The organism is Yinghuangia seranimata (assembly GCF_029953285.1).
Classification (GTDB): Bacteria; Actinomycetota; Actinomycetes; order Streptomycetales; family Streptomycetaceae; genus Yinghuangia; species Yinghuangia seranimata.
This window is the reverse complement of record NZ_JASAOI010000052.1, coordinates 99184-122102: the sequence shown is the minus strand read 5'-3', so window position 1 is coordinate 122102 and position 22919 is coordinate 99184. Positions and strand designations below refer to the sequence as shown.

Genomic DNA, 22919 nt, shown 5'->3' with positions numbered 1-22919 from the left:
GCCCGGCGCGGAGCAGCGGCAGGAACGGCGGGAACAGCGGGAACGGCGGCAGGAACGGATCGCACCACCGGCTGCACTCCGGCCGATCAACCGGAGAGAGCCGTCAACGACCGCCGGTGCGGGCTGCCGGGGGATGTGGATCGGACAGATCGGGCGTGTGCGGCGCGCTTCGGCGCCCGCTGCGGACAGGCAGCCGGAAGACGGCCCGGCCCCACACGCGGGAGACCCCCGCCGAGGCCGGGCCCGGACGAGGTCGGCCGGCGTGGGGACGGTTCCGGCCCACCCCGTCCGCGCCGAACGCCGCCGCACACCCCCGACGCCGATCCACCCCACCCGCCCGCACCGGCACAAGCACCCGGGCGGCCTGCCCGGCGCAGGGTTCGGGAGGGCCGTCAAGGCCCGGGTACGAGCAGGCCGCCCGGGCCACACACCGGGCCCCAGACGCCCCGGCAACCGACGACCCCGGCCGCGGTCCCGCCAACGAGGGCAACTGCGAACCCGCGAGACCCAGCCCGAACCGCCACCGGGTCGGGCCGTGGGGTGCGGGGTGCGCAGCCCGGAGGTCCGCCCCCCACCGGGCTCCGGGCTGCGCGCCCCGCAGGTCGGCGTGCCGTGGGCGCGGGGGGGGCCCCCGGGCCGGGGGGGGGGGCGCCGCGCGCCCCCCCCCCCCGGGGGGGGGCGGGGGGGGGGGGGGGCCCCCCCCCCCCCCGGCGGGGCTGACGGTCAGGTCGCGTTCAGGGGCGCGCCGCTGTTGTCGGTCGTGGGGGCCGGCCAGGCGCGGCCGTCGTCCAAGACGGTCTCGCCGTCCCGTCGGACTCCGCTCGTACCTCTGTTCGGGCGATCCACCCCGGCAAACCCCGTGTCACCCGTTCGCCTCACCAGCGGTTATCGCACGCAGTAACCGTTCGAGTGGCATGGGTGACTCGACTGGCCTACGTTTCCCCGTGGATGCCTCCGCGATCCGCGGCGGCCGGTGGAACGAGGTGAATTCGTTGTCTCGCATATCCACGCCGCTGTGCCCGGTCCGAATCCCGGTCACGGTGCCCGCTCCGGTCCCGGCCTCGGCCGCGTTGCCGTCGCAGGGCGGCTCGCCGGACGGTGACGTCGCGGCTCCCGTGGTGGAACCGGAGGAGGCCGACCCCGGCGCGGCCGTCCCCGAGCCGCCGACCGTCCTGCTCACGGGTGTCAGCGGCGTCATCGGCGAGGCCCTCGCCCGTGCGCTGGCCGGCGACTTCCGGGTCGTCGCGCTGCGCGGGCGCCGTGCGTCGGCGCACGCGCACGAGGAGGTCGTGGCCGACCTCGCCGCGCCGCGGCTCGGCCTGGACAGCCGGGTGTGGGCCGCGCTGGCCGCCCGCGCCGACGTGGTCGTGCACGCCGCCGGACGCGCCTGCTACGACGACGACGCCGACGACTTCCAGCGCGTCAACGTCTCCGGCTCGCGCCGCATGGCGGAGCTCGCGCACGACGCCGGTGTGCCGCTCATCCACGTCTCGACCGCGTTCGTCGACCGCATCGACCAGGCCCGCGAGGCGGCCGCGCTGCTTGACGGCCACGACACCGCACGACCGATCGCGTACCTGGAGTCGAAGATCGCCGCCGAGCGCGCGGTCGCCGCTTCCGGCGCGCTTGCGTGCGTCGTGCGCCCGTCACTGGTCATGGGCGACGTCGACACCGGTTGGACGCCGCAGCAGCAGGCCGTGCACGCGCACATCGCGATGCTGCTCGGCGGTACGAACACCTCCGCCTGCGCCCCGCACCAGCGGCTCGACATGGTGCCGCGCGACGTGCTCGCGCACGCGGTCACCGCGCTGGCCGGGCTCGCCGTGCGCGACCCCGAGCGGCTTCCGGCGGTCTACTGGGCGACGGCCGGCACGGCGGCGCTCACGTGCGAGGAGTTCACGCAGCACGTCGTCGAGACCGCCCGCGGGCGTGGACTCAGGCTCGCCGCACCGCAGTTCCACGACGCCGGCAAGTCCCGGCTCACCGACTACCCCGACTGGGAGCAGCTCCCCGCCCGCGTGCGCACCGGCCTCACCCTCCAAGCCGCCGTCGCCGCGACCCTCGGCGCGGGCGAGCCGTTCCCGACCTCGATGGGCACGACGAAGAACGAACTGCCCTACGGGCCGCAGGCGTTGACCCAGAAGGACACGCTCCGCAACCTCGCCGCCGACGTCCGCTTCGTCATGGCGAGCACCCGCCGCGGCTAACCGCCCCGGCCGAGCTCGGCGATCCGCATCGCCCACACGTACACCTCGTAGGGCGGGCCGAGTCGGCGCAGGGCCGCCTCACCGGCCCAGCGCGCCGTATACGTGTCGAGCAGGTCGGCGAGCCCGAGGTGGAAGTCGTCCCACATCGGCACGTTGAAGTTGTACTCGTACACCGCGGGCCCGACCCGCTGACGAACGGCCTCCACCGCAGCGCTGTCGAGGCCGACGGCGGCGAGCCGGGCCGCTGCGGCCTGTTCGTCGCTGACGGTGAACTCGGTGTCCAGGTACGGTTCGAGCAGGTCGCCCCACACGTCGTAGCGGGCCCGCATCGCGATCCCGTTGCGGGCGCAGAACGCGGCGAGGTCCCCCTCCAGTGAGCGCGGGACGAACAGCGTCTCGCCGTCCATCGTGCGGATCTCCGGCGGGAACGCGCCGCCGTCGGCGTCGCGGATCCACTCCGCGGGGATCTCGCGTCGGCGCAGGTGCCCGGGCAGGTCCACCCGGATGCCGCTGGGCAGCGCGGCCGGCTCGGGCCTTACCGACAACCGCAGTTCCCGCTCCCCGAAACAGACCTCGAACCACATGCGGTCATCGTGGCAAAGCGCGCAGGAGCCGCGGTCGGCGGGTCGGCATGGTGCACGTCAGCCCGTCGGACCCCCGACCGTGCGCCGTGCCATGCCCTTCGCGTCCGGGTCCACGCCCCACGACAGGATCCGCCGCGGATGGATCCGGATGACCGCCGGGCTCAACCCCGGCCTCGGTGCGCCTCCGGCGTCGTCCAACGCCTCGGCCTTGCCCCGGATTTCGATGCCTCGCACCGTCCACGGGTCGAGCGAGGCGATGTCGTCGATCACCAGCGCGACGTTGGGATTCGCGGCCACGTTGCGGAACTTGCGGCTGGTGGCCATGGAGTAGCCGCGGATGTCGATCGTCCCGTCCGCGTTGACGTGGTACCCGACGGGGTTGTTCTGCAGCGTCCCGTCGGGCGCGACGGTCGCGAGGCGCCCGAGTCGCTGGGTGCGCAGGTAGCGGAGCTCCGCGTCGGTGAACGTTCGGGTGCCGGTGCCTGTCGAAGAGGTCATGCGGCCATCGTCGAACGTGAAGCTCACTTCAAGTCAAGGTGGGATGGCTTCCGCGCCGCGACCCTGTGGTTGCCGGGGCCGGCGGCCGTGCCACGATGTCTGCCCTCGGTGGGCGGATGAGGGGTGGGGGACAGTGGGGATCTTCAGGCGCCGAGGGCCGGCGAAGCACGAGGTGGAGCAGTGGCTGGACCGCGTGGAGCGGACGGCCGCGGCCGAGCGCTACGACGAGCTGTCCACCGAGGTCGAGGCCTTGACAGCGGCGTGCGAGGCGGCCTTCGGGCGGGACAGCGCGACCACGGCGCGGGCCCACAACGTCAAGATCGCGATGCTGGGCGGCACGGGCCGCCTCGACGACGCCCGCGCGCATTTCCACGCGGTCCTGCCCCCGTTCGCCGCACAGGGCTGGCACTCGGGGAGCGCCGTCCCCGGACTGCATCTCGCGCTGGCGATGGCCCTCCAGCGGCAGGAGTACTTCGCGGAAGCCGAAGTGCTGTTCAAGACGGTGCTGAACGACTGGCTGACGATCTATCCGGACCCGTCCACGGCGTTCGGGATCGAGGTGAAGATCGCGAGCGGGGCGGTGCAGTCGGGCCGGTACGCAGAGGGGCATGCGCGGTTCACCGGTCTGCTCCGGCGGCTCGAGTTCGTGCGCGAGCCGGCCGATCGGCGCTTCGTCGAAGCGGCGTGCCGGCACAACGTCGCGTACGCGCTCATCGGTCTGGGCGACTACGCGGGCGCGGAGGCACAAGCGTGTGCCGCGGAGGCGGCCTTCGCCGAGATGACCGGTCCGAGCGGTGAGGGTGTCCACGCCGCCGCGTCCAACCGTGCGTGGGCGCAGCTCGAACTCGGCCGGTTCGCCGAGGCGGAGGCCGGGTGCCGGGGGCTGCTCGCCGAGCTCGAGGCCACCGACAACGTGAATCCGCTGGCGTGTTCGATCCGTACCACCTTGGGGCGGGCGCTTGCCGCGCAAGGGCGGATGGACGAAGCGCTGACGGAGCTCCGCACGGCGGTCGACATCGGCCGCAGGACGCAGGGGACGACATGCGTGCGGACCGTCCGGGCGGTCGTGGCGCTGGCCGACGTGCTGGCCCAGGGCGGTGACGTGGACGAGGCGCGAGGACTCCTGGCGCAGGCCGTGCTCGAGAGCGAGACGGTCAACGTGCCGCGGTACCCCAACCCCTGGCTGGACACCGCGCGTGCGCGCCTGGCGGTGTTGGCCTCGGCGTAGGTTCAGTCGTCGTGCGGGCGCTGGGGGTGCTGGGGGTACTGCTGCCCGTACTGGCTCTGCTGGTGCTGCTGCGGCATCGGGTACTGCTGCCCCTGCGCACCCGGCTGTTGGGGCATGGGGTACTGCTGTCCCTGCCCGCCCTGCGGCTGGGGCATCGGGTACTGCTGCTGGCCGTACTGGCCCGGCTGTTGCGGGAACTGGTCCTGGGGCGGCGGGTATTGCCCCTGTTGTGAGCCCGCCCAGCCCTGCTGCCGGCCGGCGAACGGGTTCGTCTGCTGCTGGTGTTGCTGCGGCGCACCCCAGCCCGCCGCGTCGAGTTGGTGGAAGGCGGCGACCGCGGCCTGGGTGCCCTTCACCTCGAAGGGGAGGCCCCAGCGCACCGCCGCGTCGCGGACGTCGCGGGCGAAGTAGGGGAGGGCCGGGGCCTCGATGAAGTTCAGGCCGTGCTTGTACACGCTGCCGCTGCGGAGTGTCGCGTAGAGGACCAGGCTGCTGGGCGACTCGCCGTTGCCGACGCGGAGTTTGACGGAGACCGAGGCGATCTCCGACCAGTTCACGGAGCGGGTCTTCGTCATGCCGTACAGCACCATGCCTTGCGCGCTGATCGCGAGCTTGCGGTGCTTGTAGACGTAGAACGCCAGAACCGGGATGAGCGCGAGCGGGATCGCCAGGCCCGTCATCACGCCTTTGGGCAGGCCGGTGTTGTCGGCGATGTCGCCCAGGTCGAGCGGCATGAGGACCAGCGGGATCGCGGACGCCAGCAGCAGCTTTCCGAACGAGGTGCCCTGCCACAGGACGTACTCGGGGTGCTGGACCCGGTTGTCGGTCAGTCCGCCGCCGCTCATGCTGTCGTGTCCCTCGTCTTCCGTCCGTGTCGCGACCGGGTGACACGATCCCGCAAACCGGCTGGTCAGGGTGTCAGGAACAGCCCAAGTTCCGGCCACGAACAGTTCACGACCGGGTCAGGACCGGGCACCGGGGGTCAACCGGCCGCGCCGAACCAGCCCGGCACGTCCAGGCGGAAGAAGTCGTCCGGCGTCATGTGCCGCAGGTCGGCCTCGAACGCGCGCAGCCGGTCCGCGCCGAGTCCGTCCGCCCAGCGCGCCCGGATCTCGTCGAAGATCCGCGCGGAGCGGACGAGGCTGTCGACGCCGCGTTCGGTCAGCCGCGCGAGTTTCCGGCGGGCGTCGTTCGGGTCCTGCGCGAGTACGACGTAGCCCATCGCCTCGAGGTTGGCGATGGTCTTGCCCGCGGCCTGCTTGGAGACGCCGATGCGTCGCCCGAGGTCCGCGGCGGTGGTGCCGTAGGGCCCGATCGCCTGCATGACGAAGCCGTGCATGGGGCGCACGTCGGGGTGGCCCTGCCGGGCGAGTTCGGCGTGCAGCTCGTCGATGATGACGCGGAATCCCATGAACAGGCGCAGCGGGAGCTCGAACCCCGGCGGGTCCGCGGCGGGTGCGGCGGACGCGCCGGACGGCGGCTCGGTGGGGCGCGGGGGGATGGTCACGGGACGGTCCGCTTCACTCGATCGGTCAACGACAACGTTGTTGTCGAGCATAGGACCCCGCGCGCACGCCTCCGCGTTCCCCGTCCGACCTGTAAATGGAGTAGAGCGGTTAACCGGCCGGTCGGGATCATGAGGTATGCCGAGTTTCCCGTCCTACGACGGCCTCACGATCTGGTACGACCGCGCCGGCTCCGGCGCCCCGCTCATCGCCCTCGGCGGCGGCCCCGGCGCCGACGTCCGGTATCTCGGAGACCTGGGCGGCCTCGACCGCTCCCGCGAGCTCATCCGCATGGACGCCCGGGCCGCGGGCCGCACCGACGTCCCCGCCGACCACGCCACCGCCGCGTTCACCGAGCAGGCGCGCGACGTCGAGGCGCTGCGCCGCCACCTCGGCCTGGAACGGTTCGACCTGCTCGGCCACTCCGCGGGCAGCCTCACGGCGCAGGAGTACGCCGTCGCCTACCCCGGCCGGGTGCGGCGCATGGTGCTGGTCACCCCGGTCGGCCGCGTCGCGCGCGAGCCGGACCCGGCCGAGCTCGCCGAGCGTCGCGCCTCCCGTGTCGACGAGCCCTGGTACGCGGCCGCCGCCGAGGCCGACCGGATCCTCTCCGCGGGGCCGGCCCCCGCCGGCCGAGAGGCCGAACTCGCCGCCGACCAGCAGGGGTTCTTCTGGCACACCTGGACCGACGAGCGACGTGCCGAGTACCTCGCCGAGCCCAGGAACGGCGTCGCGTGGCTGCGCGCGGCCTTCTACGCCGGAGCCGCCACGCCCGCGACGGCGTCCGACCGGCTGGCCCGGCTCGCCGCCTCGCCGGTCCCGGTGCTGGTCGTCGCGGGGGCGTACGACGGCATGATCGGCGTCACCCCGGCCCGCCTCGTCGCCGAGCTGCACCAGTACGCGGAACTGGTCACGCTCGACCGCTCGGGCCACCGGCCGTGGAGGGAGCAGCCGGAGGAGTTCCGGAAGGTGATCGCGGACTTCCTCGACGCGCCGGGCGAGTAGTCGGGGAGTGGGCGGGGAGGGCGGCGCCGACGGGGCCTGCCGGTTCACGTGGGGGCGGCGGGCGGTGTCGACGGGCCCGCGGTTCACGTGGGGGCGGCAGGCGGCCGACCTGGCCGACCGTGGTTGTCGGCTTTCAGGCCCCGTTTCGTCGCGGGGGTGCGCGTCGGCGCGGCCGAAGGCTTTGCGGGCGGCCTCCGGCCGAGCCCCCTCGGCGCTGTCGGACCGTGATTGTGGCTCGAGGCCCCGTGTCGTCACGCGGCGCCCGTCGGCGCGTGTCAGGTCGCGCCGACCGGCCCGGGGCCGGGCGGCGGTGCTGTCAGGAGGGGCGTCTGCCGGTCCGTGGTGCGACGCGCACGCTGTTGGCGCGCAGTCGGGTGGGCGCCGCGCGATGCGCGCCCCGCGGACCGCGGGCCGGCGTGTGTGCCCGCCCGGTCTCGCGCCGGAGTGGGCCGGAGACGGCTGGCGTGGCCCCGTCGGGCACCCGGCACCGCTGACCGGCTCTACGCCTCTGCTACTGTCCGGTAACCTTCGCTGGCGCGGTGCTCGGGGCACTGCCCGCCCCCTCGACGACACGGGAACGAACCACATGCACCACCACCGTCACCTGGTCCGCCGCGCCGCCCTCCTCTCCGGCGCGGTCGCCACGGTGCTGGCCGCGACCGCATGCGGCAGCTCCCAGCACGAAGGCTTCAACGCCGGCGCCCCGCCCGTCGGCGGCGGGCCGACCGCGGCGCAGTCCGGCGGGCAGGGCAAGCCGAACGCCGACGGCGTCGCGCCGCCGCAGAGCCCGCTGGCCGAGACGCAGCGGACCAAGACGGTCACTCGTGACGACATCCCGGTGCCCGGTGCCGCGCAGGTCGGCGCCTTCGTCGCCGACGTGAAGGCGGTCGACCCGGTCCTCGTCGGCGGCCACCACACGACGTCCTGGTTCGCCTCCGTCGGCCGCGACACCTGCCTCGCCATCGCCAACCAGGGCGCGGAGCAGGTGGTCACCGACACCATCACGCTCTACACCAACGACGGCGTCGAGCCCAACCACGACCAGGCCGAACGCATCATCGCCGCCGCGCACCGCTCCATCTGCCCGAACCTCTGACCGCAAGACGCCGGTCGTCGGTGGTGACCTCATCCGCCCCCTCACGGGAGTGCGGCACCGGCGTGGCGCGGCCGGCCGCCAGGCTGCTCTTCGGCCTCTCCGCCGACCCTGCCGCCCTGCTGCCCGTGCTGCCCCCCGCGGCACCTCTCGCCGTCGCCACCATTGTCACCGAGGTCGCCACCGGCTACTGGGCCGGCCGCCGCGCCGGCGTCGTCAGTCCCGGCCCACCGCGCCGGCGGCGAACCGTGCGTCGGGCCACTCGCCGAACCGCCGGTCGGCGTCCCGGGCGTGCCCGACGGGTGGCGTCGCGATCATGACGATCCGGTTGCCGACGCTGCCGTCCGCGCGACAGCGGGCGGTCCGGGCGCGGCAGAATCCTGGTCATGACCGCTGAACAGACCCCCGCGGGCGAGCACCGCGCCCGTCGCGCCCCAGCCGCGCACGGGCGCAGGCGCGACCCCGAGCGCACCAAGGCGCTGATCCTGGACGCCGCCACCGAGGAGTTCGCCGCCAAGGGCTTCGCGGGCGCGCGTGTGTCGGAGATAGCCGCCCGGGCGGGCGTCAACCAGCAGCTGATCGTCTACTACTTCGACGGCAAGGAAGGCCTGTACCGGGCCATCGGCAGGCGGTGGCGCGCGTACGAGGCCGAGGCGTTCCCCGCCGAGACGCCGTTCGCCGACCTGGTCAGGGACTACGTGCGGGCGAGCGCCGACGTGCGGCTCGGCGGCCGCCTGCTCGCCTGGGAGGGCCTCGCGGACACCGGTGTGGACCGCGACGAGGAGGACGCCCGCGAACGCCACGCCCGCCTGCGCGTCGAGATCGACCAGCTGCGCGAGCGCCAGGAGGCCGGTGAACTCGACCCCGACCTCGACCCGGCCGCGCTGCACCTGATCCTGACGGGCGCGGCCAACGCCCTTGCCGTGTACCCGCACCTCGCGCGCGGCCTGTTCGGCGCCGACGCGGCGGAACCGGACGTCGTCGAGCACTACGCGGAGCAACTGGCGGCGATCGTGGCCCGCTTGGCGGGTCCCGCGCCGGAGTAGCCGCGCCGCCGGGGTGGGGGTGTGCCCCCACCCCGTCACCGGGCTGACCGGATAGTGCGGGGCGGCGCCGGAGAGCGAGGATCTACCCATGATCCCCACCGAGTACGAGAGACCCACCCACGCCGACACCGACCGACAGCCGTCGCGAAAGGGCAGGTTCTGGCGCGAGTACGGCTACCTGCTCTCCGGACTCCCCATCGGGACCGCCGCCTTCGCGATCGTCATCGCGGGCCTCTCGTTCGGCGCGGGCACGCTCGTCATCGTCGCCGGAATCCCGGTGCTCGCCGGAACCCACCAGATGGCACGGGTGTTCGCGCGCGGCGAGCGGCGCCGTGTCGAGGCCGCGACCGGGCGCGCGCTGCCGCCGCACCACTACACCGTGCCGAAGGCCGTCCCGCCGTCCGGCTGGCTCGCGGCGCTGCGCGACCCGCAGTCGTGGCGGGACTCCGTCCACGCGCTGGTCGCGTTCCCGGTACGGGTCGTGACGTTCTGCGTCGCGGTCACTTGGACCGTCGGCGGCGTCGGCGAACTGGCGTACGGCGCCTGGTCGTGGTCGATCCCGCGCGACGACGGCAAGGCCGGCCTGCTGGACCTGATGTTCGGGATCTCCTCGCGCGGCGCGGACATCGCGTTCAACACCGGCATCGGCGTCGCCCTCGTCGCCACCGCGATTCCCGTCGTGCGCGGCCTGACGGCCGTTCAGGCCGGGCTGGCGCGCGCCCTGTTGACCAACGAGGCCGCCGCCCTGCGGGCCCGGACCCGGCAACTCGCCGACGGGCGCCGCAGCGCCGTCGCCGCCGAGGCGCAGACCCTGCGCCGCCTCGAGCGCGACCTGCACGACGGTCCGCAACAGCGCCTCGTACGCCTCAACATGGACCTCGAGGCCGTCGCCCGGCGCCTGGACGCCGAGCAACCCGCCCAGGCGCGCCGGCTCGTCGACGGCATGATCGAGCAGAGCCACGAGGCGCTCGCCGAACTGCGCGCGCTCTCCCGGGGCATCGCGCCGCCGGTGCTGGCCGACCGCGGACTGCGCGCGGCCCTGACCCAGGCGGCCGCCCGGTCGCCGATCCCGGTCCTGCTCACGCTCGGGATAGGCGAGGGGCAGCGGTTCGCGGCCGCCGTCGAGAACACCGCCTACTTCGTCGTCACCGAAGCGCTGACGAACACCGCCAAGCACTCCGGCGCCGGCCGGTGCAGCGTCGACGTGGACGCCGACCAGACCTCGCTGCGGGTCCGCGTCGAGGACGACGGCCGCGGCGGCGCGCACCTGGGCAAGGGCCACGGACTGGCGGGCCTGGCCGACCGGGTCACGGCGGTGGACGGCACACTGGACGTCGTCAGCCCGGTCGGCGGCCCCACCGTCGTCTATGCCGTCGTCCCGCTCACCGGCGTCGGCGGCCTCTGACCCGGTCCCGACGCGACGCCGCCACGACGAACCGACGAGACAACGGGAGACCGCCGAACCATGCTGCGCATCGTGCTGGCCGAGGACTCGCTGCTGCTGCGGGAAGGCCTCGTACGGCTCCTCGACGAGGCCGGGGCCGAGGTCGTCGCGGCGGTCGGCGACGCCGACGAACTGCTGCGCGCGGTGACCTCGCACCGGCCCGACGTCGCGGTCGTGGACGTCCGCATGCCGCCCACGTTCACCAACGACGGCCTGCGCGCCGCCGTCGAGATCCGCCGCACCGCGCCGGGCACCGCCGTGCTGATGCTGTCGCAGTACGTGGAGGAGTCCTACGCCGCCGACCTGCTGGCCACCGGCGGCGGCGTCGGCTACCTGCTCAAGGACCGGGTCGCCAGGCTCAGCGAACTGACCGACGCGCTCGACCGCGTCGCGTCAGGCGGCACCGCACTCGACCCCGAGGTCGTCGCCGCGCTGTTCGCCACCCGCACCCGGCGCCGCGACCCGCTCGACACCCTCAGCCCGCGCGAACGCGAAGTCCTGTCCCTCATGGCCGAGGGGCGCCGCAACCAGGCCATCGGGCGGGCCCTTTCGCTCACGGCGGGCACCGTCGAGAAGCACATCGCCGCGATCTTCGACAAGCTCGGCCTCCCGCCGTCGGCGGACGACCACCGCCGCGTCCTGGCGGTGCTGACGTGGCTGCGCGGCAGCGCGAACGAGCCCTGACCGTGCGCTCCCGTCAGTGCGGGCCCTGCTGGTGCTGCTCCGGCAGACTGCTCTCCGGGTGGGCCCACGCCATCACGTTGTCGAGCCGGCCCTCGGCCTTCTCGCGCACGGTGCGGAAGAACTCGACGACCTCGCGGTCCGAGTGCCGCAGGCTGAAGTGGGTCAGGACGAACAACGTCTCCGGGTGCGCGGCGACGACCGGCTCGAGTTCGCTCCACAGCGTGTGGCCGACGCGCTTGGCGCGTTCGCGCTCGGCGTCGTCGAGGTAGGTGCACTCGGCGATCAGCACCGGATAGTCGAACAGCCACGGATTGCGCTCGTACACGCTCGCGTGCGTGTCTCCGAGGAACGCGAACAGCGGCCGGGACACCTCCTGTTCGACCACCTCGCCGGCCTTGCGCCGCGCGGCGACGGTCTTGCCGAACTCGGCCGCACGGCCCTCCGCGGCCAGTACCCGGCGCAGTTCGGCGAGTTCGGGGACGAGTGCCTTGCCGAGCTCGGAGACGGCGTAGCCCACGCACGGCACCTTGTGGTCGCAGCCGACCACCCGCACGCGGTGCCCGCGACGCCGTCCGAAGACGAACTCGTCGCCGTCCCGCACCGGGTGGAGCCGGACGTCCGGTGCCTGCGACGGGTCGTACGCCGCACCGTGGTTGAGCTCGACCGACGCGCGCAGGTACGCCTCGACGTGCGTCAGCGCCTCGGCCGGCACGTAGATGTCGGCCCCGGCCGGGTTCGCCGCGAGGAAGTCGAGGTCTTTGACGTGGTCGAGGTGCGTGTGCGTGAGCAGGACCGTGTCCACCTGCCGTCCCTCGCACAGCCCGGCGTCGAGCGAGCAGCGCAGCTCCGGGATGTGGAAGAACGTCTTGTCGTTGGCCCGCGAGTAGCCGTTCAGCGTGTGCCCGGTGCCGGGCATCATCCAGGTCTTCCACTGCCGGAACGGATGCCCTCGCTCCAGCAGTCGGGCGTGCGGCGGCACGGCGCTCGGGTGCGTCATCGGGTCACCGTACGGGGCACCGCCCGCCCCCGGCACGGCAATTACCCGCGCCCGGCAGTCACCGGCGCGACCAGGCGCGCCGTGATCTGGTCGATGTACCTCGATTCGAGTGTGAAGATAGCGGGCGGGCGCGCCGCATGCGGAGCGGCCCTGCGGGTAGCCGATCACTAGGGGCGGGTGGCTGAGCTGTGCGTACAGATGCACGCCATCGCCGGCGCCGAGGCGCACCCCGCCCACACCGGAGCGGAAAAGGTGGCTCCCATGATGATCATTGCGTTTCTCGGGTTCCTGCTGGTCGCGGCCAGCGCCGCCTTCGCGGCACTGCTGATCGCGTACAACACCTCCGGCGGTCCGGAGTACACCGTAAGCATGTTCGACAACAACGTGGTCACGTTGAACGTGCTCGCGATCTTCGTGACCGGCCTCGCCATCGCGCTGATCTTCTGCCTCGGCGTGGCCATGGCGGCGATCGGCATACACAGCAGCCGGCAGCACGCCCACCACACGACGGACGAGGAGCTCAGCGCCCGCGCCGCCCGGCACGCCGAGGCCGGCGAATGGCAGGCGGACCCCACCCTGTGGCAGCGCCGACAGGCCGCCACGACGCAGCCGCCGGACACACCCGGAACGCAGCCGTCAGACGCTCGTGGAACGCAGCCGTCGGGCACACAGGGAACGCAGCCGTCAGGCACACAGGGAACGCAGCCGCCTGACGCGCCGCCGCCTCAGCGGTCGTCCGGCCAGACCTGACGCCCGGCCGGCTCACCGCCGCCAGACGCGCACCCACCTGCACAGCAGCGCCAGGCCGAGCGACACGGTCACGATCCAGCAGGCGGCCAACACGCCCACCAACACCGGGGATCCGGTGCGGATCACGCCCGCCAGCAGACCGACGCACGCCGCGAAGAACACCGCCACCACATAGCCGCGCGGGCGCAGCAGCAACGCGCCCAGCGCCCGCGGCCCGGCCTTCGGCCGCCGCATGGTGGCCAGCATGCGCTCCAGCCGCGTGTCGGCGCTCAGTTCGGCTTCGATTTCCGCAAGTGCCTGCGTCTCCCGAGGGGAGAGGCCAGAGCCGTCCATCGCACTCATCTCCGCTGTCACACGGCCCCCGATGGCGACCCCGTGTCCCGGACGCGCCACGGCGCCCCGACGCGGAACCCGTTCTTCAACGGTACGTCCGTAAGGTGCTCGGGGCTCCTTGACGGGCCCGTTGGCGGCGCGAAGGATGGGAGACAACGCGCGATTCCCCACCCAGCGGCCGCCTGACGCGGACGGCCCGGAGGGAGACGGCCATGACCGAGCCGCGCACGCCGTTCCCCTCCGCCCCGGTCCGGCGGTCCGGACGCGACGAAGAACTCACACCCGAACTCCTGTTCCGGGCGCTCGCGGGAGCCGGCTACCCCGCGTGGCCCGCCGAACTCGCGGAGTGCGCACGCCGCAACCACGCGTGCGGCTCGGTCGTACGCGCCCTCGAGACGCTGCCGGCCGCGCCGCTGGTGGGACCCGACCAGGTCCGCATGGTGCTGCTGCACCGGCACGGGCACACGCAGCCGAACCCCTGACGCCGCCCGCGCCGCGGCCGCTGACCGGTTCCTAAAGCGGGTGCCGCATCCACACGTTCGGCTCCACGTACACCGCGCTGTCCGCCGCCGCGTCGCAGCGCACCGGCGCCAGGGCGCCCGGGACCAGCACCTCGCCCGTCGCGTCGAACGGCAGACCCGTCCACTCCCGCCACTGCGCCAGCGACCCCGCGATCACCATCGACGCGGGAGCGACCTTCTCCACCGACGCCCCCGCACGCGCGTGGACGCGCAGCCACGGGTCGTGCGGCAGCCCGTCGTGCTCACGGACCCGGAACGCGTACTCGCCCATCGGCGTGTGCGGCTCCTCGTGCTTGCCGCTCGGCCGCACCGGCGCGACGACCTCGCGGAACCCGTGCGCGCGGGCGTTCTCGCGCATCGCGCGCAACAGCCGCCCGGACAGGCCGCTGCCCTGCTGGTCGGGCCGGATCGCGATCTCGATCGCACTGACCAGGTCGGGCTCGGCGCCGCGGCGCCGGTCGGTGAACGCCCACAGCAGCACCTCGTCCCAGCCCCGGTCCGGCAGTGTGTCGTGCCCGCTGGGGCGCACCCGCCGGAACGGGACACTCAGCCCGCGCCCGACGAGCACGCCGTCCTCGTCCGTGGCCACGACCACGAAGTCCGGGAACTCGACGGCGACCTGACCGACATACGCGTTCGCGAGCAGATCGTGCCCCATGAACGCCGGCCAGCTGTCGGGCATGTCCCACAGCACGGCGCCCAGGTGGGGGCGCTCGGCGAGGGTGGTGACGGTCAGGTGTTCCATGGCGCAAACCCTATGGCGTGCGCCGGGGCCACCTCAGGGGGCTGATGCGCAGCACGGGGGTACCTCAAGGGTCAGGGCGTCCGAAGGGCGTACGCAGGGCGGACGACGGAGGGTCGCGGGTGATATGAGAAACACGACCAACTCTTGACGTCCGTCCGTACGGGAGGCGCCGGGCCATGCAGCGGTCGTCAGCGGGAGTGGGCCGCCGCGCGCTGCTGGCCCTCGGGGCCGGGGCGGCGCTGTCCGGCGCGGCCGGGGCGTTCAGCGGGGCGGAGGCCGCGGTGTCCGCCGAGGCCGGACTCGCCCGGCGGATGGCGGACCTCGAGCGCCAGCACGACGCACGGATCGGGGCCTACGCCTGGAACACCGCCACCGGCGCCGTCGCCGCCTACCGCGCCGGCGAAGCCTTCCCCTTGTGCTCGGTCTGCAAGGTGCCCGTCGTGGGTGCCGTCCTCCGCGACCTGGACCGCGACGGCCGGTTCCTCGCCACGCGCGTCGCCTACACACCGCAGGACGCCACCTCGGCGGGCTACGCGCCGATCACCGGCCGGGCCGACAACCTCGCGCACGGGATGACCGTCGCCGAGCTGTGCGCCGCCGCGATCATGTACAGCGACAACTGCGCCGCGAACCTGCTGCTCCACGCCCTCGGCGGTCCCGCCGCCGTCACCGCCTTCTGCCGCTCCGTCGGCGACCCGGCCACCCGGCTCGACCGGTGCGAACCCGCCCTCAACTCCGCCGAGCCCGGGCGGATCACCGACACCACCACGCCGCGCGCCATCGCCCGTACCTGCGCGCGCCTGCTGCTCGGCGACGAACTGCGCCCCGCCAACCGCCGGCTGCTGACCCGGTGGATGCTCGGCAACACCACCGGCGACCGCCGCATCCGCGCCGGACTGCCCACGGCCTGGTCGGTCGCCGACAAGACCGGCACCGGCGGCTACGGCGCGACCAACGACGTCGCCGTCGCGTGGACGCCCAACGGCACGCCGGTGGTGATGGCCGTCCTCACGACCAAGCCGCGCGACCCTCAGGCCGCCGCCGACGAGGACCTGGTCGCACAAGCGGCGGCGTGGTTGTCGGCGGCGGTCGTCGACACGTGACGAACCTGCCGCACGTCCGGCGGCCGGGGCTTACAGGCGTCCCGCGTCCAGCAGTGTGTCGGGGCTGACCAGTTCCACGGTGCCCAGGTAGCCGCCGCCGGTCATGATCGCGTCGTGGGCGGTGTAGCCGAGCAGGGCGCGGGCCTGTGCGGAGAGGCGCACGGCCTGCTCGGGGCCGGTGACGAGGTACTGGTTCTCCTCGGTGCGCAGCCACCCGGCGCAGAAGCTGACGTGGATGCCGCGCCGCCACGTGTCCGCGGTGGTGTTGGCGCCGCCCGCGTGGACGGTGTTGCCCAGGTAGACGACGGCCGACCCCGCGGGCATCTCCGCGACGACGAGCTCGTGCTCCTCGGCCTTGCGGTCCCACGGCCACGTGTGGCTGCCGGGCGCGAGCACGGTGGCGCCGTTGTCCGCCGTGAAGTCGCGCAGCGCGATGACGGACGAGACCTCGATCTCGCCGAGCGAGGGCGGAACGTGGTTCCAGGTCTGCCGGTCGCGGTGCAGGATCTGCCGTTCGGCGCCGGGGCCGCGGTCCATGACCTGGCCGACGTTGAGGAGGTGCTGCGCGCAGACGGGGCCGAGCACGGACCGGCAGACGGCGTCGTACAGCGGGTGCTGCAGCACCTCGTCGACGAAGGCCTGGGACTTGCCGGCCAGGCCGGTCACGTGGCGCACCGCGTCGCCGTAGAACGCGGCGATGACCGTGTTGACGAACTCCCCACCGTGGTCCGGCTCCGCAGCCGCGAGCAGCGGGTCGAGCTCGGTGTTGAAGCGGGAGAGCGCCTCGGGGCCGAGGAAGTCGTGAACGATCACGGCGCCGTCGCGGGTGAGCGCGGCGACGACGTCCTCGGCGGGGGCCGAGGCGGCGAGGCGGGTCAGGTCGGTCACGGGGGCGATCCCTTCTGTAACGGCGTTACACGCTTCCGTCGCGACCCTATCGCCGTGGCCGTGTGCACAGAACCGGGGCGGGCCCCCGCGTCACCGGTGCGCGGTCGCGAGCAGGTGTTCGATCACCACGGCCACCCCGTCGCCGTTGTTGTCGGCGGTGCGGTGCGTGGCGGCGGCGAGCGCGGCCGGGTGGGCGTTGCCCATCGCGTACGACGTGCCCGCCCACGCCAGCATCTCCACGTCGTTCGGCATGTCGCCGAACGCCACGACCTCCTCGGCGGCGATCCCGCGCTCCGCGCAGTGCCGGGCGAGCGCCGAGCCCTTCGACACGCCGCGCGCGCTCAGGTCCACCAGGGCCATCGGCAGGGCCTGCGTCACCTGGACGTGGTCGCCGGCCGCGCCGCGCGCGAGGGCGAGGAAGTCGGCCGGGTCCAGCGCCGGGTGGTGCGCGAGGACCTTGAGCACCGGCGCGTCGTCGTGGTCCCCGTCGAGCAGCTCCTCGACCGGTCGCGGCGCGGATCCGGCCGTCAGGTACACCGGCGGGAAGTCGGCCTCGCGGTGGTAGCTGTGGGTGCGTTCGACCGCGAACATCGTGCCGGGCACGGCGCGCCGGAGCGCCTCGACGGCGGCCAGCGCCGTCCCGCCCGCGAGCGGGTCCACGGTCACGAACCGCGGCGCGTCGGTGCCGCCGCGCACGTCGACCACGGCCGCGCCGTTGTTGCAGACGACCATCCCGTGCCGGGGGAGGACCGCGGCGACCCGGGCCAGCATCCAGGCGGGGCGTCCGGTCACGAAGAGCACGTCCACACCGGCGTCCTCGGCGGCGGCCAGCGCGGCGGCGGTGCGCGGCGAGACCGTGTGGTCGTCGCGCAGCAGCGTGCCGTCGAGGTCGGTGGCGAGCAGAGCCGGGAGCCGGCTCGGACCTGTGGTCATTCCGCCCCGATGTCCTCGTTCCAGAGTGCCGGGTTCGTCGCCGTGAACTCCCGCATCATGGCGACGCATTCGGGGTCGTCGAGCAGCACGACCTCGACGCCGTGCTCCGCCAGCCAGCCCTGTCCGCCGGTGAAGGTCACCGACTCGCCGACGACGATCCGCGAGATGCCGAACTGGCGGACCAGACCGCTGCAATACCAGCATGGAGCGAGCGTCGTGACCATCGTCGTCCCCGCGTACGACCTCTGCCGCCCCGCGTTGCGGAAGGCCGCCGTCTCCGCGTGCATCGACGGGTCGCCGTCCTGCACGCGCCGGTTGTGGCCCCGCCCCAGCACCGTGCCGTCGGCCGCGCACAACGCCGCACCGATCGGGATGCCGCCCTCCGCGAGACCCTTGCGCGCCTCGTCGACCGCGACCGCGAGCAGGGACCGCGCCAAGGTCAGATCCATCCGGCCATTGTGGACGGCGGTTTCCGTCCGGATCAAGGACGCGCGGCGCCCCCTGGCCCGCGCCGACCGGTCATGGGTTTCGGCGTGCCCGCCTTGAAGCGCGCCACGTACGTCATCACCGGACGCAGGCCGCGCCGTTCGTAGAAGCGGAGCGCGTCGTCGTTGCCGGTGAGGACGCCGATGAAGACGTCCTCGATCCCCAGCTCGGCCAGATGGGCGTCGACCGCGTCGAGCAGGCGCGTGCCGGTGCCCAGGCCGCGTTCGGCCGGCGCCACGGACAGCGTCTGGACCTCGGCGATCCGCGAGCCGGTGACCCACGTGTCGTCGGGCCCGTCCTGGATCTCGACCAGGGCGTAGCCGACGAGGTCGGAGCCGCGCTCGGCGAGGAGCACGAAACCGCCTTCGGCCAGCCAGTGTTCGTAACTGCCGCGGCGCGCCCGCCACGAGGCGGCCGGCGGCTGGTAGACCGCGGGCGGCGCGACCCGCTGGTGGTGCTCGTGGAGCGCCAGCCAGAGCGGTTCGAGGGAGTCCAGGGCCTCGGCTCCGGCGACGCGGATCGTGACGTCGGTCATGACGCCGATCATGTCAGCCCGGTGGCGTGCCGCCGGAACGGCGTGCTCGTCCGAATCGGCGCCGAGGTCGGCGGGCCCGCCAGGCGCGCGAGGGTCACCGTACGCAGAAGACGTTGCCCGCCGGGTCCTCGAGGATGTTCCAGGTCAGCCCCGGGGCCGAGTGCTCGGCGACGACGGTCGCGCCCAGTCCGACGAGCCGCTCGACCTCGGTGACGCGGTCCTGCGAGGCGAAGTCGATGTGCACGCGGTTCTTGCCGTCGAGCGGTTCGGGTACGCGCTGGAAGCCCATCATGATCGGCTCGGCGTCGAGCATCACGAACTCCCCGAAGTCCTGCACGACTTCGCCTCCGATCGCGGTGGCCCACCAGTCGGCCAGCCCGCGGGGGTCCGCGCAGTCCACAGTGATCATCGTCTGTGTCAGCCTCATGGGGCGACCGTAAGCCGCCGGGTTGTACGACGCGGGGTCAGGGGGTGGGGGAGGCGCGGGTTCACCTGTTTGGCAGCGGGCCCGTCCCGCCGTACAGCTCCATCGCCAGCGCCACCGCCGCGTGCGTGGCCGGGTGCGGGTCGTGGCGGCGCCAGATCAGGTGGACGGCGACCGGGGCGGCGTCGCGGAGCGGGCGGTAGGTGATGCCGTCCCGCCGGTACTGTGCGGCGGTTCCCTGCGGGGTCACGCCCACGCAGCGCCCGGTGGCGATCGCGGCCAGCCAGTCGTCGATGTCGCTGGTGTGCTCGACGGCCGGGCGGGCGTCCGCCGGCCACAGGTCGAGCGTGGTGGTGCCCGTGCGGCGGTCGACGACGAGGGTGCGTGCCGCGACCTCGCCCAGGCGGACGGCGCGCCGCGCGGCCCACGGATCGTCCGAGGCGAGCGCGACACAGCGCGGCTCGTGGCCGACCAGCGCGTGCGACCACGGGCGCAGGTCGATGTCCCCACGCACGACCGCGAGGTCGCACAGGCCTTCCGCGAGCCCTCCGGTGGACGTGTTGTGCCGGATCAGCCGCAGCTCGGTGGACGGGTGCCGTTCGTGCCAGCGCCGTTGGAACTCGGTCGTGTGGCGGCCGAACGCGGACCAGGCGTGCCCGATGTGCAGACGGGCGTGGCCTCCGGAGGCCTCGGCGACCAGTTCGTCGACGCCGGCCAGCAGGGTCCGGGCGCGGGCGAGCACCTGCACGCCGGCCGTCGTGGGGGCGACCGTGCGGCTCGTGCGGTGCAGCACCCGCACGCCGAGGACGCGCTCGAGGGCGAGCACATTCCGCGACACCGCGGCCTGCGAGACGCCGAGCTCCAACGCCGCGTCGGTGAAGCTCCCCAGGTCGACCACGGCCACCAGGCAGCGCAGCTGCTTCAGCTCCAGCGCGGCGGCATCGGGTGGGGAGGCGTTCCGGTCCATGCGTCCAGCGTATAGATCGCGACGCGGATGCATTTTGCGTATAGGCGTGCACGGCCCACTGTGGTGCCATGACGCTGGAGGAGACCCCGCGCGCCGCCCCGCGCATACCCGCCGCACCCGTCGACGCGGCACCCGCCGAGGCGGCGCCCGGTCACACGCGGCAGCGCGCCGGCGGGGTCGCCCTCATGCTCGGCAGCGGCCTGTCGAACCAGGTCGGCGCGTCGATGGCCGCGCTCGCGTTCCCCGTGCTGGGCCCGGTCGGGGTCGTCGCGGTGCGCCAGTGGATGGCCGCCGCCGTGCTGTGGGCCGCGGGCCGCCCTAGGCCCAGGGCGTTCACCGCGGCGCAGTGGCGTCCGGTGCTGGGCCTGGCGCTGGTGTTCGCCACGATGAACCTGTCGTTGTACGTCGCCGTCGACCGCGTCGGTCTCGGGCTCGCCGTCACCCTGGAGTTCCTCGGCCCGCTGACGATCGCGCTGGCCGCCTCCCGGCGGCGCGTCGACGCGCTGTGCGCGGTGGCGGTCGGGGGCGCCGTCGTGGTGCTGACCCGCCCAACGCCGTCCACCGACTACGCCGGCATCGCGTCGGCGCTGCTCGCGGCCGTGTGCTGGGGCTCGTACATCGTGCTGAACCGCACGCTCGGGCGCACCCTGCCCGGCCTCCAGGGCCCGGCCGCCGCCGGGGCCGTGTCCGCCCTGCTGTACCTGCCCGTCGGCGCGCTGGTGCTGTGGCACCGTCCGCCCACCGCGGCCGCGCTCGGGTACGCGGTGGCCGCCGGGCTGCTGTCCTCCGCGGTCCCGTACCTGGCCGACGTACTCGCGCTGCGGCGCGTTCCGGCGCGGTTCTTCGGCGTGTTCATGAGCGTGAATCCCCTCTTCGCCGCGCTGGTGGGGCTCGTGGTCCTCGGACAGCGCCTCGACGCGGCGGCATGGCTCGCGGTGACCGTCATCGTGGCCGCGAACACCGTTGCGGTGACCGCGAGTCCAAGCCGCCGCGACTGAACTCAGCCCAGCACGGAGGTGATGTTCCCGAGCACCTTCGCCGCCGGGTCGGCCGTGCCGTCCGGGCGTTCCGCGGGGCGGGTGAAGGTGATGGTCTTGCAGATCTCCGCGAAGACCGCCAGGAGGTCGTCGCAGTTCTCCAGGTCCGGGGTGGCCAGGGTGAAGACCGCGATCTTCATGTCCTGCGGGAACGCCACGATCACCTGCGCCTGCGCGAAGCACTGGACGACGTCCTCCGCGACGCCGAACATGATCCCCTTGGTGGTGGACTCCAGCAGCTCGAACACGGCGATCGCCTCGCCGCACGGCAGGTCGACGACGCCGACCTGGCGGCTCGGGCCCTCGTCGCCGAACGCGCCGACGTTGTCCCGCGCGAAGGTGCGCGGGTTGGGGCGTTCGGAGTCGGTGACCATGACGGTGAGCATCGCCGTCGTCAGCCCGCCGTCCTCGGTCGTGGCCAGCAGCGAGGACATGTGCGTCAGACCGGCCCGCCGCATGCGGGCCAGCCCCATGCCGGTGCCGGCCACGAACAGGTCGACCTGGTCGGGGGTCGCGGCGTCGCCGGCGAGGCGGGCGGTCATCTCGGCGACGCGCGCGTCGCGGGTCTCGGGGTCCTCGTCGAGGTCGACGGCGACGAAGCCCTCGGGCAGTTCGAACCACAGCGGCACGTGCCGCCCCTGATCGGACAGTTCCACGGCTCCTCCTACACCGGGACCTTGGCGAACTTGTCGAGCAGGTTGCCCACGGTGCCCAGCCCGTTGCCGACATGGGTGCCGATGCCGTCGAGCTTCTGCACGGTGGGGTCGTCGGACCAGAGCTTGATCACCGACGGGGTCGCGATCAGCCCCGAGACCGCCGTGTGCACGGCGGCCTGGCCCAACTGCACCTTGAACCGCGGGTCGGTCAGGCCCGCCCGCGTGGCGAGGCCGACGAACTTGTTCTCGGTGAGCCGGAAGAGCGGGTTGACCGGGTTGGCCAGGATCGACTGGTACCGGAACGTCTTCCAGACCTTCGCGGCCTTGAGCGCGCCCTCGAGGCCCTCGCTCGCCTTGAACCCGGCCTTGAGCGGCCCGATGCCGGGGATCGCGCCGAGCAGGTCGCCGCCGAGCGTCCCGTACGTGTCCCAACTGGGCGGCCACAGCTTGCCTTCGAGCGCGAACTGGGTGGTGTGCGCGGTGAACGCGAGCAGGCTCACGATGATCGCGAACGGTGCCAGCACGGGGAAGAAGATCGCCGCGATGCCCAGCACGGTGGCGGCGACGGTCAGCAGGTCGGCGCCGTGGTCCTTGAACCAGTTCCCGAGCTTCGACCAGAAGCTCGGGTGCGGCGGCGCGAAGTCGTCCGCGGCGTCCTTGAGTTCCTTGGCCCGCTTGTCACCCGTGTCGTCGTGGGTGTCCTGCAGGCGCTTCGCGTCGTCGATGATGTCCTGCAGCGCCTTCTGCGCGGCACCGACCTTGTCGTGGGCGGCGATCAGCTCGCGCTTGGCCGTGTCGTACTTGTTCTGCGCGGCGTTCTTGGCCTCGTCGGTGTCGAAGTGCTTGCCCTCGAGCTTGAGGTCCGGCGCGTTGCTCGCGTTCTGGTACGCGGTCTCGGCCTGCGACACCTTGGTGCGGGCCTCGACGGCGTTGGCCTCGTAGCCCTTCGCGGTGGTCTGCCACGCCGTCAGGTCGGTGTCCCACGAGCGCAGGATGCCGAGCGCCTTCTGGAGCGACTGGGCGGCCTTGTCGAGCTGTTCGGGCAGTTTGCCGGCGTGCTCCTTGAACTCGTTGGCGGCCTTGCCGGTCCACACGCCGGTGCCGTCGAGGACCGCCTTGAGGCGGCCGTGCGCGTCGGTGAGCGTCGTCGCGGCGTTGGTCAGCTGGGTGTTGAGGGCGCCGATGGCCGCCGGGTTGCCGGGCGCCGGGTCGAAGCCGAGGCCGGGCCAGTTTCCGTTGGGGGCCATGCG

26 protein-coding genes are annotated in these 22919 nt (G+C 73.5%); 11 read left to right on the top strand and 15 right to left on the bottom strand.

Translation table 11 applies throughout. The features are described 5' to 3' along the window. The first annotated feature begins 992 nt into the window (after positions 1-992). Positions 993-2207 carry an SDR family oxidoreductase gene (locus QI554_RS31720; protein WP_281474820.1) on the top strand — a complete coding sequence of 405 codons (1215 nt, stop codon included), beginning with the start codon at positions 993-995 and terminating at the stop codon, positions 2205-2207. Here the strand turns inward: QI554_RS31720 and QI554_RS31715 are convergent. Together QI554_RS31715 and QI554_RS31710 are read right to left on the bottom strand one after the other, a co-directional pair. Next, positions 2204-2791 carry a hypothetical protein gene (locus QI554_RS31715; RefSeq protein WP_281474819.1) on the bottom strand — a complete coding sequence of 196 codons (588 nt, stop codon included), beginning with the start codon at positions 2789-2791 and terminating at the stop codon, positions 2204-2206. The two genes, QI554_RS31720 and QI554_RS31715, sit on opposite strands and share 4 nt — an antisense overlap. A 57-nt stretch (positions 2792-2848) precedes the next feature. Next, on the bottom strand, positions 2849-3289 hold the full coding sequence (locus QI554_RS31710) for a PPOX class F420-dependent oxidoreductase (RefSeq protein WP_281474817.1): 441 nt from the start codon (positions 3287-3289) through the stop codon (positions 2849-2851). A 133-nt stretch (positions 3290-3422) separates the two neighbouring features. Between QI554_RS31710 and QI554_RS31705 the strand changes: the two genes are divergently transcribed. Then, positions 3423-4517, top strand: coding sequence for a tetratricopeptide repeat protein (locus tag QI554_RS31705; RefSeq protein ID WP_281474815.1), 1095 nt, complete (start codon positions 3423-3425; stop codon positions 4515-4517). A 2-nt stretch (positions 4518-4519) separates the two neighbouring features. Here QI554_RS31705 and QI554_RS31700 read toward each other — a convergent pair whose 3' ends face one another. Together QI554_RS31700 and QI554_RS31695 are read right to left on the bottom strand one after the other, a co-directional pair. After that, positions 4520-5362, bottom strand: coding sequence for a hypothetical protein (locus QI554_RS31700; RefSeq protein WP_281474813.1), 843 nt, complete (start codon positions 5360-5362; stop codon positions 4520-4522). 137 nt (positions 5363-5499) lie between these two features. Then, complete coding sequence (locus QI554_RS31695; RefSeq protein WP_281474841.1) at positions 5500-5928, bottom strand: MarR family winged helix-turn-helix transcriptional regulator; 429 nt, start codon at positions 5926-5928, stop codon at positions 5500-5502. Between the two features lie 232 nt (positions 5929-6160). Between QI554_RS31695 and QI554_RS31690 the strand changes: the two genes are divergently transcribed. The 5 genes from QI554_RS31690 (at position 6161) to QI554_RS31670 (ending at position 11294) form a co-directional block, all read left to right on the top strand. Then, entirely contained in the window at positions 6161-7027 is an 867-nt protein-coding gene (locus QI554_RS31690; RefSeq protein ID WP_281474811.1) for an alpha/beta fold hydrolase, read from the top strand. Between the two features lie 586 nt (positions 7028-7613). Then, on the top strand, positions 7614-8123 hold the full coding sequence (locus QI554_RS31685; protein ID WP_281474810.1) for a hypothetical protein: 510 nt from the start codon (positions 7614-7616) through the stop codon (positions 8121-8123). A 383-nt stretch (positions 8124-8506) separates the two neighbouring features. Beyond that, the gene (locus QI554_RS31680; RefSeq protein WP_281474809.1) at positions 8507-9166 is read left to right on the top strand and encodes a TetR/AcrR family transcriptional regulator; all 660 of its coding nucleotides are present in this window, start codon (positions 8507-8509) and stop codon (positions 9164-9166) included. Positions 9167-9254: 88 nt separating this feature from the next. Further along, complete coding sequence (locus QI554_RS31675) at positions 9255-10571, top strand: sensor histidine kinase (RefSeq protein WP_281474808.1); 1317 nt, start codon at positions 9255-9257, stop codon at positions 10569-10571. A gap of 63 nt (positions 10572-10634) precedes the next feature. Next, positions 10635-11294, top strand: a complete 660-nt coding sequence (locus tag QI554_RS31670) for a response regulator transcription factor (RefSeq protein WP_281474839.1) — start codon at positions 10635-10637, stop codon at positions 11292-11294. Positions 11295-11307: 13 nt separating this feature from the next. Here QI554_RS31670 and QI554_RS31665 read toward each other — a convergent pair whose 3' ends face one another. After that, positions 11308-12291 carry an MBL fold metallo-hydrolase gene (locus tag QI554_RS31665; protein ID WP_281474807.1) on the bottom strand — a complete coding sequence of 328 codons (984 nt, stop codon included), beginning with the start codon at positions 12289-12291 and terminating at the stop codon, positions 11308-11310. 261 nt (positions 12292-12552) lie between these two features. On the opposite strand from QI554_RS31665, the gene QI554_RS31660 reads away from it, so the two are divergent. Next, a complete protein-coding gene (locus QI554_RS31660; protein ID WP_281474806.1) occupies positions 12553-13041 on the top strand; it encodes a hypothetical protein in 489 nt (162 codons plus the stop codon). A gap of 12 nt (positions 13042-13053) precedes the next feature. Here QI554_RS31660 and QI554_RS31655 read toward each other — a convergent pair whose 3' ends face one another. Beyond that, positions 13054-13374: a hypothetical protein gene (locus QI554_RS31655; protein ID WP_281474804.1), complete on the bottom strand. Its 321-nt coding sequence runs from the start codon at positions 13372-13374 to the stop codon at positions 13054-13056. Between the two features lie 212 nt (positions 13375-13586). Between QI554_RS31655 and QI554_RS31650 the strand changes: the two genes are divergently transcribed. Beyond that, positions 13587-13856, top strand: coding sequence for a DUF2795 domain-containing protein (locus tag QI554_RS31650; protein ID WP_281474802.1), 270 nt, complete (start codon positions 13587-13589; stop codon positions 13854-13856). A 31-nt stretch (positions 13857-13887) separates the two neighbouring features. On the opposite strand, the gene QI554_RS31645 is transcribed toward QI554_RS31650, so the two are convergent. Continuing rightward, on the bottom strand, positions 13888-14640 hold the full coding sequence (locus QI554_RS31645; RefSeq protein ID WP_281474800.1) for an N-acetyltransferase: 753 nt from the start codon (positions 14638-14640) through the stop codon (positions 13888-13890). A 176-nt stretch (positions 14641-14816) separates the two neighbouring features. Between QI554_RS31645 and bla the strand changes: the two genes are divergently transcribed. After that, a complete protein-coding gene (gene bla / locus QI554_RS31640; RefSeq protein WP_281474799.1) occupies positions 14817-15743 on the top strand; it encodes a class A beta-lactamase in 927 nt (308 codons plus the stop codon). Positions 15744-15773: 30 nt separating this feature from the next. Here bla and QI554_RS31635 read toward each other — a convergent pair whose 3' ends face one another. The 6 genes from QI554_RS31635 to QI554_RS31610 all read right to left on the bottom strand — a co-directional run bounded on the left by QI554_RS31635 (position 15774) and on the right by QI554_RS31610 (position 19976). Beyond that, entirely contained in the window at positions 15774-16631 is an 858-nt protein-coding gene (locus tag QI554_RS31635; RefSeq protein WP_281474797.1) for a phytanoyl-CoA dioxygenase family protein, read from the bottom strand. A 90-nt stretch (positions 16632-16721) separates the two neighbouring features. Then, positions 16722-17564 carry an HAD hydrolase family protein gene (locus tag QI554_RS31630; RefSeq protein ID WP_281474795.1) on the bottom strand — a complete coding sequence of 281 codons (843 nt, stop codon included), beginning with the start codon at positions 17562-17564 and terminating at the stop codon, positions 16722-16724. Then, a complete protein-coding gene (locus QI554_RS31625) occupies positions 17561-18013 on the bottom strand; it encodes a nucleoside deaminase (RefSeq protein ID WP_281474793.1) in 453 nt (150 codons plus the stop codon). The genes QI554_RS31630 and QI554_RS31625 overlap by 4 nt, the downstream gene beginning before the upstream one ends. A 32-nt stretch (positions 18014-18045) precedes the next feature. Beyond that, positions 18046-18585 (bottom strand): GNAT family N-acetyltransferase, encoded by a 540-nt coding sequence (locus tag QI554_RS31620; RefSeq protein WP_281474792.1) that lies wholly within the window; start codon positions 18583-18585, stop codon positions 18046-18048. 94 nt (positions 18586-18679) lie between these two features. Continuing rightward, positions 18680-19012 carry a VOC family protein gene (locus QI554_RS31615; protein WP_281474790.1) on the bottom strand — a complete coding sequence of 111 codons (333 nt, stop codon included), beginning with the start codon at positions 19010-19012 and terminating at the stop codon, positions 18680-18682. A 61-nt stretch (positions 19013-19073) separates the two neighbouring features. After that, positions 19074-19976: a LysR family transcriptional regulator gene (locus QI554_RS31610; protein ID WP_281474788.1), complete on the bottom strand. Its 903-nt coding sequence runs from the start codon at positions 19974-19976 to the stop codon at positions 19074-19076. Between the two features lie 68 nt (positions 19977-20044). On the opposite strand from QI554_RS31610, the gene QI554_RS31605 reads away from it, so the two are divergent. Further along, positions 20045-20974, top strand: a complete 930-nt coding sequence (locus tag QI554_RS31605) for an EamA family transporter (RefSeq protein ID WP_281474787.1) — start codon at positions 20045-20047, stop codon at positions 20972-20974. Positions 20975-20976: 2 nt separating this feature from the next. On the opposite strand, the gene QI554_RS31600 is transcribed toward QI554_RS31605, so the two are convergent. Together QI554_RS31600 and QI554_RS31595 are read right to left on the bottom strand one after the other, a co-directional pair. Then, entirely contained in the window at positions 20977-21669 is a 693-nt protein-coding gene (locus QI554_RS31600) for a hypothetical protein (protein ID WP_281474786.1), read from the bottom strand. Positions 21670-21677: 8 nt separating this feature from the next. Then, positions 21678-22916, bottom strand: a complete 1239-nt coding sequence (locus QI554_RS31595; RefSeq protein ID WP_281474784.1) for a putative T7SS-secreted protein — start codon at positions 22914-22916, stop codon at positions 21678-21680. Positions 22917-22919 lie beyond the last annotated feature (3 nt).

What these genes read in the sequence shown, in the direction of transcription:
- QI554_RS31715 (WP_281474819.1), bottom strand. Translation starts at nt 2,791, where the DNA reads ATGTGGTTCGAGGTCTGTTTCGGGGAGCGGGAACTGCGGTTGTCGGTA.
- QI554_RS31710 (WP_281474817.1), bottom strand. Translation starts at nt 3,289, where the DNA reads ATGACCTCTTCGACAGGCACCGGCACCCGAACGTTCACCGACGCGGAG.
- QI554_RS31700 (WP_281474813.1), bottom strand. Translation starts at nt 5,362, where the DNA reads ATGAGCGGCGGCGGACTGACCGACAACCGGGTCCAGCACCCCGAGTAC.
- QI554_RS31695 (WP_281474841.1), bottom strand. Translation starts at nt 5,928, where the DNA reads ATGGGATTCCGCGTCATCATCGACGAGCTGCACGCCGAACTCGCCCGG.
- QI554_RS31690 (WP_281474811.1), top strand. Translation starts at nt 6,161, where the DNA reads ATGCCGAGTTTCCCGTCCTACGACGGCCTCACGATCTGGTACGACCGC.
- QI554_RS31685 (WP_281474810.1), top strand. Translation starts at nt 7,614, where the DNA reads ATGCACCACCACCGTCACCTGGTCCGCCGCGCCGCCCTCCTCTCCGGC.
- QI554_RS31680 (WP_281474809.1), top strand. Translation starts at nt 8,507, where the DNA reads ATGACCGCTGAACAGACCCCCGCGGGCGAGCACCGCGCCCGTCGCGCC.
- QI554_RS31675 (WP_281474808.1), top strand. Translation starts at nt 9,255, where the DNA reads ATGATCCCCACCGAGTACGAGAGACCCACCCACGCCGACACCGACCGA.
- QI554_RS31665 (WP_281474807.1), bottom strand. Translation starts at nt 12,291, where the DNA reads ATGACGCACCCGAGCGCCGTGCCGCCGCACGCCCGACTGCTGGAGCGA.
- QI554_RS31660 (WP_281474806.1), top strand. Translation starts at nt 12,553, where the DNA reads ATGATGATCATTGCGTTTCTCGGGTTCCTGCTGGTCGCGGCCAGCGCC.
- QI554_RS31655 (WP_281474804.1), bottom strand. Translation starts at nt 13,374, where the DNA reads ATGGACGGCTCTGGCCTCTCCCCTCGGGAGACGCAGGCACTTGCGGAA.
- QI554_RS31650 (WP_281474802.1), top strand. Translation starts at nt 13,587, where the DNA reads ATGACCGAGCCGCGCACGCCGTTCCCCTCCGCCCCGGTCCGGCGGTCC.
- QI554_RS31645 (WP_281474800.1), bottom strand. Translation starts at nt 14,640, where the DNA reads ATGGAACACCTGACCGTCACCACCCTCGCCGAGCGCCCCCACCTGGGC.
- bla (WP_281474799.1), top strand. Translation starts at nt 14,817, where the DNA reads ATGCAGCGGTCGTCAGCGGGAGTGGGCCGCCGCGCGCTGCTGGCCCTC.
- QI554_RS31630 (WP_281474795.1), bottom strand. Translation starts at nt 17,564, where the DNA reads ATGACCACAGGTCCGAGCCGGCTCCCGGCTCTGCTCGCCACCGACCTC.
- QI554_RS31625 (WP_281474793.1), bottom strand. Translation starts at nt 18,013, where the DNA reads ATGGATCTGACCTTGGCGCGGTCCCTGCTCGCGGTCGCGGTCGACGAG.
- QI554_RS31620 (WP_281474792.1), bottom strand. Translation starts at nt 18,585, where the DNA reads ATGACCGACGTCACGATCCGCGTCGCCGGAGCCGAGGCCCTGGACTCC.
- QI554_RS31615 (WP_281474790.1), bottom strand. Translation starts at nt 19,012, where the DNA reads ATGAGGCTGACACAGACGATGATCACTGTGGACTGCGCGGACCCCCGC.
- QI554_RS31610 (WP_281474788.1), bottom strand. Translation starts at nt 19,976, where the DNA reads ATGGACCGGAACGCCTCCCCACCCGATGCCGCCGCGCTGGAGCTGAAG.
- QI554_RS31605 (WP_281474787.1), top strand. Translation starts at nt 20,045, where the DNA reads ATGACGCTGGAGGAGACCCCGCGCGCCGCCCCGCGCATACCCGCCGCA.
- QI554_RS31595 (WP_281474784.1), bottom strand. Translation starts at nt 22,916, where the DNA reads ATGGCCCCCAACGGAAACTGGCCCGGCCTCGGCTTCGACCCGGCGCCC.